13 protein-coding genes are annotated in these 14,979 nt (G+C 68.2%); 9 read left to right on the forward strand and 4 right to left on the reverse strand.

Annotation, left to right across the window (positions count from 1 at the left end):
- The 9 genes from WC493_RS17465 to WC493_RS17505 all read left to right on the forward strand — a co-directional run.
- Window positions 1–411 (forward strand): nitrilase-related carbon-nitrogen hydrolase (locus WC493_RS17465; protein WP_373066904.1); only part of this gene is annotated, 411 nt, incomplete at its 5' end.
- A 94-nt stretch (window positions 412–505) separates the two neighbouring features.
- Entirely contained in the window at window positions 506–1,801 is a 1,296-nt protein-coding gene (locus WC493_RS17470) for a cytosine permease (protein WP_373066905.1), read from the forward strand.
- Between the two features lie 38 nt (window positions 1,802–1,839).
- Window positions 1,840–2,859: an alpha/beta fold hydrolase gene (locus WC493_RS17475; RefSeq protein ID WP_373066907.1), complete on the forward strand. Its 1,020-nt coding sequence runs from the start codon at window positions 1,840–1,842 to the stop codon at window positions 2,857–2,859.
- Between the two features lie 21 nt (window positions 2,860–2,880).
- The gene (locus WC493_RS17480) at window positions 2,881–3,378 is read left to right on the forward strand and encodes a hypothetical protein (RefSeq protein WP_373066908.1); all 498 of its coding nucleotides are present in this window, start codon (window positions 2,881–2,883) and stop codon (window positions 3,376–3,378) included.
- Window positions 3,375–4,046, forward strand: coding sequence for an urease accessory protein UreF (locus tag WC493_RS17485; RefSeq protein ID WP_373066909.1), 672 nt, complete (start codon window positions 3,375–3,377; stop codon window positions 4,044–4,046). The genes WC493_RS17480 and WC493_RS17485 overlap by 4 nt, the downstream gene beginning before the upstream one ends.
- 10 nt (window positions 4,047–4,056) lie before the next feature.
- Window positions 4,057–4,752, forward strand: coding sequence for an urease subunit gamma (locus WC493_RS17490; protein ID WP_373066910.1), 696 nt, complete (start codon window positions 4,057–4,059; stop codon window positions 4,750–4,752).
- 10 nt (window positions 4,753–4,762) lie between these two features.
- The gene (ureC, locus tag WC493_RS17495; protein WP_373066912.1) at window positions 4,763–6,475 is read left to right on the forward strand and encodes an urease subunit alpha; all 1,713 of its coding nucleotides are present in this window, start codon (window positions 4,763–4,765) and stop codon (window positions 6,473–6,475) included.
- An 11-nt stretch (window positions 6,476–6,486) separates the two neighbouring features.
- Window positions 6,487–7,134 (forward strand): urease accessory protein UreG, encoded by a 648-nt coding sequence (ureG, locus tag WC493_RS17500; RefSeq protein WP_373066913.1) that lies wholly within the window; start codon window positions 6,487–6,489, stop codon window positions 7,132–7,134.
- Window positions 7,131–7,973: an urease accessory protein UreD gene (locus WC493_RS17505; RefSeq protein WP_373066914.1), complete on the forward strand. Its 843-nt coding sequence runs from the start codon at window positions 7,131–7,133 to the stop codon at window positions 7,971–7,973. Before ureG ends, WC493_RS17505 begins: the two co-directional genes overlap by 4 nt.
- Here the strand turns inward: WC493_RS17505 and WC493_RS17510 are convergent, their stop codons facing one another.
- The 4 genes from WC493_RS17510 to rbbA form a co-directional block, all read right to left on the reverse strand.
- On the reverse strand, window positions 7,974–10,187 hold the full coding sequence (locus WC493_RS17510) for a nitric oxide reductase activation protein NorD (protein ID WP_373066915.1): 2,214 nt from the start codon (window positions 10,185–10,187) through the stop codon (window positions 7,974–7,976).
- Window positions 10,188–10,191: 4 nt separating this feature from the next.
- On the reverse strand, window positions 10,192–11,004 hold the full coding sequence (locus WC493_RS17515) for a CbbQ/NirQ/NorQ/GpvN family protein (protein WP_373066917.1): 813 nt from the start codon (window positions 11,002–11,004) through the stop codon (window positions 10,192–10,194).
- Between the two features lie 235 nt (window positions 11,005–11,239).
- On the reverse strand, window positions 11,240–12,352 hold the full coding sequence (locus WC493_RS17520; RefSeq protein ID WP_373066918.1) for an ABC transporter permease: 1,113 nt from the start codon (window positions 12,350–12,352) through the stop codon (window positions 11,240–11,242).
- A 2-nt stretch (window positions 12,353–12,354) separates the two neighbouring features.
- Window positions 12,355–14,979 (reverse strand): ribosome-associated ATPase/putative transporter RbbA (gene rbbA / locus WC493_RS17525; protein ID WP_373066919.1); only part of this gene is annotated, 2,625 nt, incomplete at its 5' end.

Genomic DNA, 14,979 nt, shown 5'->3' on the forward strand with positions numbered 1-14,979 from the left:
TGGGCCAACAACGTCTATGTCGCGGTCGCCAATACCGCCGGCTTCGACGGCGTCTACACCTATTTCGGCCATTCCGCGATCGTCGGCTTCGACGGCCGGACGCTAGGCGAATGCGGCGAGGAGGAATACGGCATCCAATATGCCCAGCTCTCCAAGTCGCTGATCCGCGACGCCCGCCGCGTCGGCCAGTCGAACAACCACCTGTTCAAGCTGGTCCACCGCGGTTACACGGGGATGATCAATTCGGGCGACGGCGACAAGGGCGTGGCCGCCTGCCCCTACGACTTCTATACGAAGTGGATCACCGATCCCGAAGGCACCCGCGAGATGGTGGAGAGCTTCACGCGCGACACCGTCGGTCACGAGGAATGCCCGATCGACGGCATCCCCAACAAAGCCACGCATCGCTGACCGAAAAACCAGCGCTCAAGAGATCCGGCAGGCGAATGCGCACGCCTGCCGGCGTCCCCCGCGTCCTGTGCATTAGCGTCCACGGAGGAATGTCATGAGCAATACTGTCGATGCCGAACAGGTACTCGCCGACGAGTACGAACACACCCCGGTGCCCCAGCACGCGAGGCACCCGCTGTTCTCCATGGTGATGGTCTGGGCCGGGTTCCCGATGATCATCACGGGGGCCATGACGGGTTCCATCCTGGTTCTGGGCATGGGTTTCACCAGGGCTGTCACCGCCATGGTGATCGGTAACCTGATCATGCTCGGCTATGTCGCGGCACTCGGGCACCTGGGCGCCCGCTCGGGCGAGAATTTCGCCCTGATCGCCAGCCGCGTGTTCGGCCACAAGGGTTATGTCGCCGCCTCGGGCCTGCTCTCCACCCTCCTGCTCGGCTGGTATGCGGTACAGACCGGCATCACCGGCGCACTGATCTCCGGCACCTATGGCCTCGACTATGTCGTGATGACGATCGCGGCCGGCATCCTCTATATCGCCGTCACCTTCATCGGGGTGAAGGGGCTGCACTGGATCGGCATGGTCTCGGTGCCGCTCTTCGTCGTGCTCGGTCTCTTCGTCGCCTTCCACGCCGCCTCGACCACGACTTTCGACGCGATCGTCTCCTATGCCGGCAACAACGGCACCGCCACCATGGCGATGGGTGTCGGCCTCACCGTGGTGCTCGCCCTCTTCATCGACGCCGGCACCGTCACCGCCGACTTCAACCGCTGGGCGCAGACGCCGAAACAGTCGTTCATCGCGACCTTCAGCGCCTTCCCGGTCGCCAACCTGGTCGCCATGCTGGTCGGCGGCCTGATGACCGCGGCCCTCGCCGTGCCCAACGCCAACCCCTTCGGTACCGACAACATGTTCGGTTACATGAACGGGCTTCAGATCGGCTGGCTCAGCGCGCTCGCCTTCGCCTTCCTCTACATCAACCTGGGCTCGGTCTGCTCGCACTGCCTCTATAATGCCGCGACCGGCTGGTCGCGCATCCTGGGTTCCAAGATGCGCCTGATGACCGTCGTGCTCGGCGTCATCGGCATTGCGGTCGCCGCCACCAACGTCTGGGCCTTCTTCATCCAGTGGCTCTCGCTGCTCGGCATCCTGGTGCCGCCGATCGGCACCATCATCCTGGTCGACCAATATCTGACCCGCGGTGCGGCCGGCGTCGAACGCGCCTTCCGTCCTGCGCCCTTCGTCGCCTGGGCGATCGGCTCCGCCTTCGCCTTCGTGGTCGAATTCTACATGCCGGGCCTTTCGACCGCCCTGTCGTCGGGCATCGTCGCCGCCATCGCCTATCTGGTCGTCGGCCGCATCACGGTGCGCAGCGCCCAGCCGGCGTGAGATCGAAATAGTTTCATCCCATTTCCAGAGGTAGGACCATGCCCCTCGATTACGAGATCTACGACCTCGGCGACTTCAAGCTCCAGCGCGGTGCGACCATCCGCGATGCCAAGCTCGCCTACAAGACCTTCGGCACGCTGAACGCGGCCAAGGACAATGTCATCGTCTATCCGACCTGGTATTCGGGCCAGCATTACGACAACGAATGGCTGATCGGCGAGGGCATGGCCCTCGACCCGGCCAAATATTTCATCATCATCCCCAACATGTTCGGCAACGGCCTGTCCTCCTCGCCGAGCAACACGCCCGAGCCCTACAACATGGGCCGTTTCCCCGACGTCACGGCCTATGACAACGTGAAGGCCCAGCACAAGCTGGTGACCGAACTGTTCGGCATCTCGCACATCCGCCTGGTCGTCGGCTGGTCGATGGGCGCACTCCAGACGTTCCATTGGGGTGCCATGTATCCCGACATGGTCGACCTTCTGGCGCCCTTCTGCGGCTCGGCCAAATGTTCGCGCCACAACTTCGTCTTCCTCGAAGGCGTCAAGGCGGCACTGACCGCCGACGCCGCCTTCAACGAGGGCTTCTATACCGAAAAGCCGGCCAAGGGGCTGCGCGCCGCCGCCCGGGTCTATGCCGGCTGGGGCTTTTCCCAGACCTTCTACCGCCAGGAACTGGACCTGAAGACGCTCGGCTATTCCTCGCTCGAGGATTTCCTGGTCGCCTTCTGGGAAGGCTTCTTCCTGCCGCGCGACGCCAACAACCTGCTGACCATGCTGTGGACCTGGCAGCACGGCGACATCTCGGACAACGAGATCTACAAGGGCGACTACAAGGCGGCACTCGGCGCGATCAAGGCCAAGACCTTCGTCATGCCGGGCCAGACCGACCTCTATTTCCCGGTCGAGGACAGCCAGAACGAAGTGGCCGCCATGCCGAATGCGAGCTATGTGCCCGTGCCTTCGGTCTGGGGCCATTTCGCCGGCGGGCCGGGCACCAACCCGGTCGACGTCGCCTTCATCGACAGCAAGCTGAAGGAACTCCTGGCCTCCTGACCGGGAACGAAGGGAAACGCCATGCCGCATGATCATCACCCCGATGTCCGCCACGACGCCCCCCGCGTGCGCCACGTCAACCAGGTGCTGGGCAGCCGCATGGCGTTTCCCTTCAACGACGTCCTCCACCGCCTGGAACACGAGGGATCGCTCGAATACCTGCGCATCCCGACCGCCGACCTTTCGCGGCGGCGGCTTCGCGTCGTCGGCACCAAGGGCACCGAATATCTGATCGCCTTGCCGCGCGAGAGCGTGCTCTACGACGGCGCCGTGGTGGTGATCGAGGATACGCTGGGTGCCGTCGTCCGCGTCGACGAGCAGCTCTGGCTCCGCCTCGCCCCCGCGACCACCGCCGATGCCCTCGAACTCGGCTATCACGCCGGCAACCTGCATTGGCGCGTGCGCTTCGACGGCGCGCAATTGCTGGTCGCTCTGGAAGGCCCGGCCAGCGCGGTGACCGCGCGCCTGAAACCCCTGCTCGACGCCGGCCGCGTCGAGGTCCTGGGGGAGGAGGCATGAGCGCCGGCCTGCTGCTCGCCCTGCAACATGGCGACAGCCTGTTTCCCTCCGGCGGCTTCGCCTTCTCGCAGGGGCTCGAAGCAACTGCGGCGGAGGCGGAATGCCTGGGGTCCCTCGACCTCGCCCGCTTCATCGGCGCGCAGATCCGCCGGCGCTGGGCCGGCTTCGACCGCGTCGCCGTGATCCGGGCCCACCGTGCCGGCCAGGACCTCGACGCCCTCGCCGCCCTCGACCAAGAGATCGAGGCGTCGAGCCCGATCGAAGCCTTCCGCACCGGCTCGCGCCGGAACGGCGCCGCCCTGCTCACCACCCACGAACGCCTGGGCACCGAAGGGGCCGCCGCCTATCGCCGCCTGCTGCGCCAGGGCGCGGCACTCGGCCACCTGGCCGTCGTCCAGGGCCTGGTCTGGCGCGCCCTCGGCCTTGGCGAGGCGGAGGCGGCGACACTCTCCGGCTATGTCGCCGTCACCGGGCTCGCCACTGCGGCGATCCGCCTCGGCCTCGTGGGGGCCATCGAGGCGCAGCGGGTGATCGCGGGCGCCCTCGCCCTGGTCGCGGCCGAGACGGCACCGGTCGCCGACGGCCAACCCCTGGCCGCCTTCCTGCCGCTCGCCGACATCGCCGTCTGCCGCCACGGCCGGAGCGGCCAGCGCCTGTTTTCGAACTGAGGCCCGAGAAATGCTGCTGACTCCGACCGAACTGGAACGCCTGACGATCTTTTCCGCCGCCGAACTGGCACGGAAACGGCGCGCGCGCGGCTGCAAGCTGAATTTCCCCGAGGCGGTCGCCCTGATCAGCGACGAGATCCTGGAAGGTGCCCGCGACGGCCGCTCGGTCGCCGACATGATGGCCTTCGGCGCCGAAATCCTGACCGAGGCGGACGTGATGCCCGGTGTCGCCACCATGCTGCCCATGCTCCAGGTCGAGGCGACCTTCCCGGACGGCACCAAGCTCGTTACCGTGCATGAACCGATCCGCAGCCTGCCCGGCAGCGCTGCCCCCGCCTTCGAGCCCGGCGCCCTGGTGGTCGAAGACGGCGAGATCGAACTGAACGCCGGACGGCCCAGGCTCACCCTGACTGTCACCAATACCGGCGACCGGCCGGTGCAGATCGGCAGCCATTACCATTTCTTCGAAGTGAACAAGGCGCTGGATTTCGACCGTGCCGCCGCCTTCGGCTTGCGCCTCGACATCCCGGCCGGCACCGCCGTCCGCTTCGAGCCCGGCCAGGCCAAGGAGGTGGTGCTCACCACCTTCGGCGGAACCAAGACCCTGTCCGGCCTGAACGGCCTGACCGACGGCGCCGCCGACGATCCCGCCGTGAAGGCGGCGGCGATCGACAAGGCCCGGGCGGCCGGCTTCCGCGGTCTCTGAGGAGGAACCCATGGCGATCATGTCCCGCCGCGACTATGCGGCCATGTACGGACCGACGGTGGGCGACGGCGTCCGCCTCGGCGATACCGATCTCGTCGCGGTGATCGAGAGGGATCACGCGGCCTACGGCGACGAATGCCTGCACGGCGGCGGCAAGACGCTGCGCGACGGTGCCGGTCTCGCCGCCGGGGTCACCGCGGCGGAAGGTGCCCTCGACCTCCTGCTCTGCAATGTCGTGGTAATCGATGCCGTGCTCGGCATCGTCAAGGGCGACCTCGGCATTCGCGACGGGCGCATCGTCGGCTTCGGCAAGGCCGGCAATCCGGCGATCATGGACGGCGTCGACCCGCGCCTGATCGTCTCCGCCGCCACCACGGTGCGCGACTGCGAAGGTCTCATCGCGACCGCCGGCGCGCTCGACGTCCATGTCCATTTCGACAGTGCGCAACTGGTCGAACATGCCCTCTCTTCCGGCATCACCACCATGCTGGGCGGCTCCCTCGGGCCGATCACGGTGGGGATCGACTGCGGCGGGCCCTTCAACGTCGGAAAGATGCTGCAGGCGGCGGAACAATGGCCGATGAATTTCGGCTTCCTCGGCCGCGGCAATTCCCACAAGCCCGCCTCGCTGGTCGAGCAGATGGCGACCGGCTGCCTGGGCCTCAAGCTGCATGAGGATTGGGGTTCCATGCCGGCGGCGATCGACATGTGCCTCCGCGTCGCGGACGAGTTGGATTTCCAGGTCCAGATCCACACCGACACGCTGAACGAGTCGGGTTTCCTCGAGGATACGCTGGCCGCGATCGCCGGCCGCACCATCCATATGTATCACACCGAAGGGGCGGGCGGCGGCCATGCCCCGGACATCATCCGCGTCGCCGGCGTGCCCTGGTGCCTGCCCTCTTCCACCAATCCGACCAATCCCTATACGGTGAACACATTCGACGAGCACCTGGACATGACGATGGTGTGCCACCATCTCAATCCCGCGGTGCCGGAAGACGTCGCCTTCGCCGAGAGCCGGATCCGCGCCCAGACCATCGCCGCCGAAGACATCCTGCATGATATCGGTGCGATCTCCATGCTCGGTTCCGACAGCCAGGGCATGGGCCGCATCAACGAGGTGATCTGCCGCACCTGGCAACTGGCCGACAAGATGAAGCGCCAGCGCGGCCGCCTGCCCGAAGAGGCGACCCGTTTCGGCGACAACGAGCGCATCAAGCGTTACATCGCGAAATATACCATCAACGCGGCGCGGAGCTTCGGCATCGCCGATCACGTCGGCTCGCTCGAAGACGGCAAGATGGCCGACGTGGTGATCTGGCGCCCGGCCTTCTTCGGCATCAAGCCGGAACTGGTGGTCAAGGGCGGCTTCATCGCCTACGGCGCCATGGGCGACAGTGCCGCCTCGCTGATGACCTGCGAACCCTTGATGCTGCGCCCGCAATGGGGCGCCTTCGGCCGCGCCAAACAGGCCCTGTCCGCCTGTTTCGTGCATCCCCTGGCGATCGAGCGCGGTCTCGACCGCCAACTCGACCTGAAGAAGGCGCTGCTGCCGGCCCATGGCACGCGAGGCCTCCGCAAGTCCGACATGCTGCACAACGACGCCTGCCCGGAGATCAGGGTCGATCCCCAGACCTTCGACGTCTTCGTCGACGGCGTGCTCGCGACCTGCGAACCGGCGACCGAACTGCCGCTCGCCCAGCGTTACATGCTGCGCTGAAGGAGACGGCGATGAACCTGTTGCCCCAGGACATGACGGCCGCGCCCGCCCGGGTCGGCGCCGCCAGGATCGGCATCGGCGGGCCGGTCGGCTCCGGCAAGACGGCGCTGATCGAGCGTCTGATCCCGGAATTCGCCAGGCGCGATATTCCGATCGCCGTGGTCACCAACGATCTGGTCACCGCCGAGGATGCGGAACGCCTGCGCCGTTCCGGCCTGATCGATCCCGCCCGCGTCGCCGCGGTCGAAGCCGGGGCCTGCCCCCACACGGTGATCCGCGAGGATCCGACCCTGAACATCGCCGCGGCCGACGAATTGGAAGACCGCTTCCCGGATGCCGAAGTGATCCTGATCGAGAGCGGCGGCGACAATCTGGCCTCCACCTTCTCGCTCGATCTCGTGGACTGGTGGATGTTCGTGATCGATGTCGCCGGCGGCGACGACATCCCGCGCAAGAAGGGCCCGGGGGTGCTGAAATGCGACCTCCTGGTGATCAACAAGACCGACCTCGCCCCCCATGTCGGTGTCGATCTCGCGGCCATGACGGCGGAAGCCCTGGCCGTGCGGAAGGGCGCCCCGATCGCGCTGACCGACTGCCGCCGGGGCGAGGGTGTGGGCGCCATCGTCGACCGTATCGCCCGCGACCTGCTGTTCCGATGATCGAGCCGCGCGCCGCCGAATTCGTCCTATCCGGCGCCCGCCAGGGCCGTTTCGACCTCGCCTTCCATCAGGCGGGCGGGCGCACGCGAATCGGGCGGCGTTACGTCTCCTATCCCTTCCACATGACGCGGCCCTTCGCCCTCGACGCCGGGATCCCCGCGCTCACCACGGTCTATCAGCAATCATCGTCCGGCGGGCTCTATCGCGACGACCGGCTGAGCAGCCGGATCGACGTCGCCGAGGCTGCCGCTGCCCACGTCACCACCCAGGCGGCGACCGTGGTGCACGACTGTCACGGCCTGCCGGCGCGGCAGGATGTGATCCTCTCGGTTGCGGCCGGCGGCTTCCTCGCCCATACGCCCGATCCCCTGGTGCTGTTTCCGGGGGCTGCCTTCGCCGGCACGCTCCGGCTCGATCTGGGCCCGAGCGCCGCCGCCCTGATCAGCGATGCCTTCGCCTGGCACGATCCGACCGGCCGGGGCCGTCCCTTCGCCTCCCTCGCCGCCGATATCGAGGTAACCGCAGACGGCCGACGCCTGCTGCGGGAGCGTTTCACGCTGACGGGATGCGACTTGGCCGATGTCGTCGGTCCGTTCCGCGTCGTCGCCAGCCATTTACTGCTGGCCCCGCCGGGCCGCCTCCCGGCCGCCACCGCGCTGGAGGCCGACTGCGCCGCGGCCGGCGTATTCGCCGGGGTCTCCACCCTGCCGAATGGTGCCGGTCTCGGCCTTCGCCTGGTAGCCCCCGATGCCCCTTCCGCACACCGCGCGGCGGAAGCGATCTTCCGCCGCGCGGTGCAGGCCGCCCTGGGCGCGGCGCCGGCCCCGCGCCGCAAGTGATCAGCGCGCCGAGAGCCTGAAGTAGAGCCCGGCCAGCGCCGCCGTCAGGGCCTCCGCGCGGGCGACCGGGATGAAGCCGCCGCGCCCGAAGATGCGCACCCCCGAAGCGGTCGCCCCATTCATGCCGAGGGCGAAGGCGTCGATCCCCTGCGCCCGCAATTCCTGCACGGCATGGCGGGCATCCTCGGTCAGGTAACGGGCATCGTCGCAGTCGACATCGAAGGGCTCGCCGTCGGTGATGACGATGGCGACCCGGCGCCACGCCCGTTGTTCCGCGAGGCGCCGCCCGGCCTGCCGCAGCGCCGCCCCGAGCCGGGTGGAGAGCCCGGGAGCGAGGCCGGCCAGGCGCGCCTCGGCGAGCGCGTCGAAAGCGTCGTCGAAATCCTTGACCGGCATCAGGCGCACATCCTCCCGCCCGGCCGAGGCGAAACCTTCGATCGCCAGCCGGTCGCCCAGCCCGTCGATCGCCGCGGCCAGCACGGAGGCGGCCTCGATCTCGCGGTCGATGATGCGAAGCCCGTCGCTGCCGCCGGCCGGATCCGACGTGCTCTGCGAGGCATCGACCAACAGGAGAGTTGCCATGTCGCGCGCCTGGCGCGAGACGCGCTGGAACACGCGCTCGTCCGGCATCCGGCCGGAGCGGCGCTCGATCGCCCCGGCGATGGCGGCATCGATGTCGAGCTGGTCGCCCTCGGCCTGGCGTTTCAGGCGCTTGGGCAGACCGAGGCGGGCACCGCGGATCAGCGCCTGCACGCGGGCCGCCGCGCGTTCCCTTTCGAGCGGCCGCGGCCGTCCGGGATGGACGCGGCAGGATTTCACCGTCACCCAATCCTGCCGGGCCTTGGAGAGGGCATAGTCCCATTCGGGCAGGCGGCCGATCACCACCGTCTCGTCCCCGGCGGCGACGGAACGGGCACGGCCGGCCGGCTTCTCGCCCGGGGCCTGGTCCTCGCGCCGCTTGCCGTCTTCGACCTCCTGCTCGGTCCGGCGCATGGCTTCGACCGCGACGTCGATCTCGCTCGCCTCGGCGTCGGGCGGCTGTTCGCTGGTCCAGAGGCCGGCGTGATCGTCGCGGTAACAGGGCTCCACGACATAGCTCTTGGCGTTGAAGGACAATCGCATCTGGCCGAGGTCGTTGCCCAGAAGATTGCCGATCTCGCGCGCGATCGCCGCGTCGTCGATACGGGGCAAACGCTCGGCGAAAAGGGCGCGGGCCTTGGCGATCCAGGGCTCCCCATCCTCATAGGCGGGATCGAAGAGGGCGCGGCTCATCCGCCGCATCAGGTCGGGCACGGTGCGGGCGGTATCCGGCGTCACGTCGTGGAACGGCGCCCACAGCCGGCGCAGCCCCGGAAAACGGCGCATCGCCAGGAGTTCCACCCTGGCATCCTCGACGAGCGAGGTGAGCGCCACCTGAACGGGCTTCAGGCGTCTGGGATCGAAGCGCCCGGCGCCGAAGGCACGGTGCGCGGCGGCATGGGCGAGTGCGGCCGCCGCGATCTCGCCCTGGTCCCCGGCCGCGCGGCCGGCGAAGGCTTCGGGCAGCACCAGGATCGGCAGGGCCAGGCTGGGGCGCTGCGCCTTGGGCGCGAAACGCACGCTCCATTCCTGACCCCACAGGCTGTCAGCAAAGCCGAGCGCCGCCGGCACCGCGCGGCGGAGCGCGCCCGACAGGCCCTGGTCGGCCAGCCGCGCCTTGGCCAGCGGGTCCTCCAGCCGGACATAGGCGAGGAGACGCGCCCGGTCCTTGCCATAGGCGCGGAGCCCGGCGGCGAGGAATTCGCCGTAACCACCGGCGCCCGTGGCGGCCAGGACGCGGGGCAGCAGGGCCGCCGCCGCCTCGGCCGCGGCCGGCTGGCGGCCGGCGAAATCGACCAGCGCCGCGAAGGCGGGGGCGAGATCGGTGTCGCGCGGCAAGGCCTCGCCCTGTTCGATCAATACGCGGGCCGGCCCCGCCCCGGCCTCGCGGCAGAGGGCCGCCGCCGCGGCACCCAGGCGGGCGGCGAAGCCGGCGTCGCCGAGCCGCGCGGTGGCGAGATAGAAGGCGACATGGCAGGCCGCCCCGGCATTCACCCGCATCAGGGCTAGAGCGGCTTCCGCCCAGGCGTCGGCCCATTCCGGCTGGCTGCTCAGATGGGCGTCGGCTTCGGCGAAGGCCGGGGCCAGGCGTTCCCGCGCCGAGACCAGCCGGCGCAGATCGTCGATCGCGGCCATGGCGTCAGGCGATGCAGGCGTCGATGGCGCGGGTCAGGGCCTGGCGCATGTCGCGGTCGTCGGTCACCGGCACCACGAGGGCGAGCTGGCAGGCCTCGCGCAGCGGAATGCCGCGGGCGGCCAGGCGGCCGGCCTGGATCAGCATGCGGGTCGAAGCGCCCTCGTCCAGCCCGTGACCGCGCAGGTTGCGCGAACGCTGGCCGATCTCGGTGATCACCCGGGCGGTCTCGGGATCGAGGCCTGATTCATGGGCGACGATCTCTGCCTCGATCGCGGGCGCCGGATAGTCGAAGTCGAGGGCGACGAAGCGCTGCTTGGTCGATTCCTTCAGGTCCTTCACGGCGCTCTGATAGCCCGGGTTGTAAGAGACGACGAGGTGGAAATCGGGATGCGCCTTGACGATCTCGTTCCGCTTTTCGAGCGGCAGGATGCGGCGGTCGTCGGTCAGGGGATGGATCACCACGGTGGTGTCCTGGCGCGCCTCCACGACTTCGTCGAGATAGAGGATGGCACCATATCGAACCGCCAGGGTGAGCGGCCCGTCCTGCCAGACCGTGCCCGTCTCGTCGAGCAGATAGCGGCCAACCAAGTCCGCCGCCGTCATGTCCTCATGGCAGGCGACGGTGATCAGAGGCGTTCCAAGGACATGGGCCATATGCTCGATGAAGCGCGTCTTGCCGCAGCCGGTCGGGCCTTTCAGCATCATCGGAATGCGCTCGGCATGGGCGGCCCGGAAGACCTCGACCTCGTTGCCGGCAGGCCGGTAATAGGGGCATTCCGCGACCATATAGCGGGCGAGCGGGTGGGAACCTGTCATCGACGAACTCCGTGGCACGCAGGCAGTGTCGCCGGACAATAAAAAAGGCCCACGACCCCTGCCCGAACGGTTTCGGGTGGGATCCTGGGCCTGCATTGCCGGGAGCCGGGCGCTGCCTCGAGCCCGGCCTGAACAGACTATCGCAGCCTGCGGCGCCGACGGCAAGCCCATTGACCGCACCCGCGGTACCGGCACCGGCGAGACCTCCCGGATCACCCCGGGGCGGAAGGCCCGCCTAGCGCAGGCTCCGCCGGAAGCGGGCGAGAGCAAAGACGAAGAGCACGGAGCCGATGCCGGCGAGAGCCAGGAACTGCGGCCAGACCACGGAGAGGCCCGCGCCCCGGAACAGGATCGCCTGGGCGAGCTGGACGAAGTGGGTGTTGGGCGCCGCCAGCATCACGGTCCGCACCAGCTCCGGCATGCTCTCCCGTGGCGTGACGCCGCCGGAGAGGATCTGCAACGGCAGCAGCACCAGCATCAGCAGCAGGGCGAACTGCGGCATGGAACCGGCGACGGTGGCGAGCACGATGCCGAGCGCCGTGGTGGCGAAGAGATGCAGGGCCGTCCCCGCGAGGAACAATCCGACGGAGCCCTGCACGGGCACCTGCAACAGGCCCTGGGCCACGACGACCAGCGACACGGTCGAGGCGATCAGCACCACGAGCGCCATGGACCAGACTTTGGCGGTCATGATCTCGAGCGGGGTGACGGGCATCACCAGCAGGTGCTCGACCGTGCCGTGTTCGCGTTCGCGGATCAGGGCGGTGCCGGTCAGGATGATCGCCAGCATGGTGATGTGATCGATGATCTCGACGATGGCGCCGAACCAGGACTGGTTCAGCCCGGGATTGAAGCGCGCACGGAGCGCCAGGTCGACCGCCGGCACCTCGCTGCTCCGATAATGTTCGGCGAATTCCGAGACTTCGCTCGAAAGAATGCTCTGGATATAGCCGTTGCCGGTGAAGGCTTGGCTCATGCGCGTCGCATCGACGTTGAGCTGGATGGTCGGACTATGGCCGGCCAGCACGTCGCGCTGGAAATCCGGGGGAATGTCGATCGCGAACGTATCGAGCCCGGCATCCATGCGGCTGTCCATCTCGTGCTGGTCGATCAGTACGGGCGGGGTGAAATAGGGCGGGTAGAAGGCGCCGACGATGCGCATCGAAAGCGGTGAGCGGTCCTCGTCGACGATGGCGATGGGCGCCCGGCTCAGGGTCTCCGGCATGGCGGTCGCCGCCGTGTAGACCGAGAGTGTAAAGGCGTAGAGGACCAGCACCAGCATCATGCGGTCGCGCCACAGGCCGCGCAGTTCCTTGACCCCGAGGTGGAGGATGGTGAGACCGCGCATGGTCAGGCCGCCTGTTTCCGCAAGGCGGCGGCGCAGAGGCCGATCAGGACCGGCGCGATCGCGACGAGCGGCAGGATCGCGCCCCAGAGATCGGCCAGATCGAGCGCCTTCGAAAAGGCCCCGCGCGAGATCATGATGAAATAGGTGGTCGGATAGATGCGGCCGATGAAGGCGCCGGCCCCCTCCAGCGAGGAAATGGGATTGATCAGCCCAGAGAACTGCACCGCCGGCAGCAGCGTGAGCACGGCCGTGCCGAAGACGGCGGCGACCTGGCTTTTCATGAAGGTCGAAATGAGAAGGCCGAGACCGGTCGTCGATATGACGTAGAGCAGCGCCCCGAGCCCGAAGGCCAGAAAGCTGCCGGTGAAGGGCACACCGAACACGGTGATCGCCAGCACGGTGAGCAGGAGCCAGTTCAGCATGGCGAGCAGGACATAGGGAAGCTGCTTGCCAAGGAGGAATTCCAGCCGGGTCGTCGGCGTCACGTAGAAATTGACGATCGAGCCGAGCTCCTTCTCCCGCACCACGGAGAGCGCCGTCAGCATGGCCGGGATCATCATGAGCAGGATGGGGATCACCGCCGGCACCATGGCGACCAGGCTTTTCACATCCGGGTTGTAGCGGTAGCGGGTCTCGACGCTGAAGAGCCCCGTCGTCGCGGCATCGCCATGGAGCATGCGCGCCTTTTGGGTCAGCCATTGGCTGTGCATGCCCTGGATATAGCCCTGCACCGTCTCGGCCCGGGACGGCATGGCACCGTCGAACCAGATGCCCAGGGTGACCTGCCGCCCATGGGCGACGTCGCGGGCGAAGCCGGACGGGATCTCGATCGCCAGGCTGAGTTCGCCGGCCGCCATGCGGGCGTCCATCTCCTTGTGGTTGGCGATCGGCGCATGCTCGATGAAATAGCGCGAGCCGGCGATCTCCTGGATGTAGTCGCGGCTCAGGGTGGTCTGGTCGAGGTCGAGCACGGCGAAGGGCAGTTTCTCGACATCCATGGAAATGCCGTAGCCCATGATGAACAACAGGATGACGCTGCCCAGCACGGCGAGGGTCGCCCGGATCGGGTCGCGCTGCAGCTCCAGCGCCTCGCGCCGGCTGAAGCTGAACAGGCGGCCGAAGGAGAAAGAAGGCCCTGCCGCCGGCGCCGAAAGGGGAGCCGGTGCCGGCGGGGGGGCCGGCACCGGCAGGACCGCCGCTGTCGCAATGGGGGCCTGGGGGGCGGCCTCCCTCGCAGCATCCTGAAGATAGGCGACGAAGGCCTCCTCCAGGCTGGCGGCCCGTCGGGATTGGGTGATGGCGGCCGGCGTGTCGCTGACCAGCACCTTGCCGGCATGCATCAGCGAGATGCGGTCGCAGCGTTCCGCTTCGTTCATGAAATGGGTCGAGACGAAGATGGTGACCCGGTCCCGGCGCGAAAGGGCGATCAGGATGCGCCACAACTGGTCACGGGCGATCGGATCGACGCCGGAGGTCGGCTCGTCCAGGATCAGCATCTCGGGGCCATGGATCATGGCGACGGCGAGCGACAGGCGCTGGCGGATGCCCAGCGGCAATTCCTCGGGCAGCATGTCCATGACCGCCGCCAGTTCGAAGCGTTCGGCCATTTCGGCGACCCGCGCCGGGATCCGATCCTCCGGCAGGGCGAACAGGCGGGCGTGCAGTACCAGGTTCTGCCGCACGGTCAGTTCGCCGTAGAGGGAGAAGGCCTGGGACATGTAGCCGACCCGGCGCCGGGTCTGCAGGTCGCGGGGATCGACCGCGTGGCCGAACAGCCGGGCCCTGCCCTCGCTCGCTTCGAGAAGGCCGGTCAGTACCTTCATGGTGGTGGTCTTGCCGCAGCCATTGGAGCCGATGAAGCCGAAGATCTCGCCGCGCGGGATCTTGAAGGAGACATGGTCGACGGCGGTGAAATCGCCGAAGCGCATGGTCAGCCCCTCGGCCTCGATGGCGAAGTCGCCGTCGCCCTCCAGCCGGGGCGGGATCGTGACCGGTGCATGGGTCTTTCGGATCTCCTCCGGCAGCAGGGAGATGAAAGCGGTGTCGAGATCGGCGCTACCCGTCGTCGCCAGCAGTTCGGCCGGTGTGCCGGTGGCGAGCAGGCGGCCGCCATGCATGGCCACCAGCCAGTCGAAACGCGCGGCCTCTTCCATATAGGCGGTGGCGACGATGACGCTCATGCCGTCGCGGGCCGCGCGGATCGAATCGATCAGGTCCCAGAACTGGCGCCGCGACAGGGGATCGACGCCGGTCGTGGGCTCGTCCAGAATCAGCAGGTCGGGATCATGGATCAGGGCGCAGCACAGCCCCAGCTTCTGCTTCATGCCGCCCGAGAGCTGGCCGGCCGGCCGGTCGGCGAAGGGGGCGAGGCCCGTGCGTTCGAGCAGGTGGCGGATGCGGGCCTCGCGTTCGCGCCGGTCGTGGCCGAACAGGCGGGCGAAGAAATCGACGTTCTCCCAGACCGAGAGGGTCGGATAGAGGTTCCGGCCGAGGCCCTGGGGCATGAAGGCGATGCGCGGGCAGACCGCCTGGCGGTGCCGGCCCGAGGCCATGTCGCCGCCGAGCACCAGGATCTCGCCCGATTGCAGGGCGCGCGCGCCCGCCACCAGGGACAGGAGGCTCGACTT

Origin of the sequence: Zavarzinia sp. (genome assembly GCF_041650655.1) — a bacterium.
Classification (GTDB): Bacteria; Pseudomonadota; Alphaproteobacteria; order Zavarziniales; family Zavarziniaceae; genus Zavarzinia.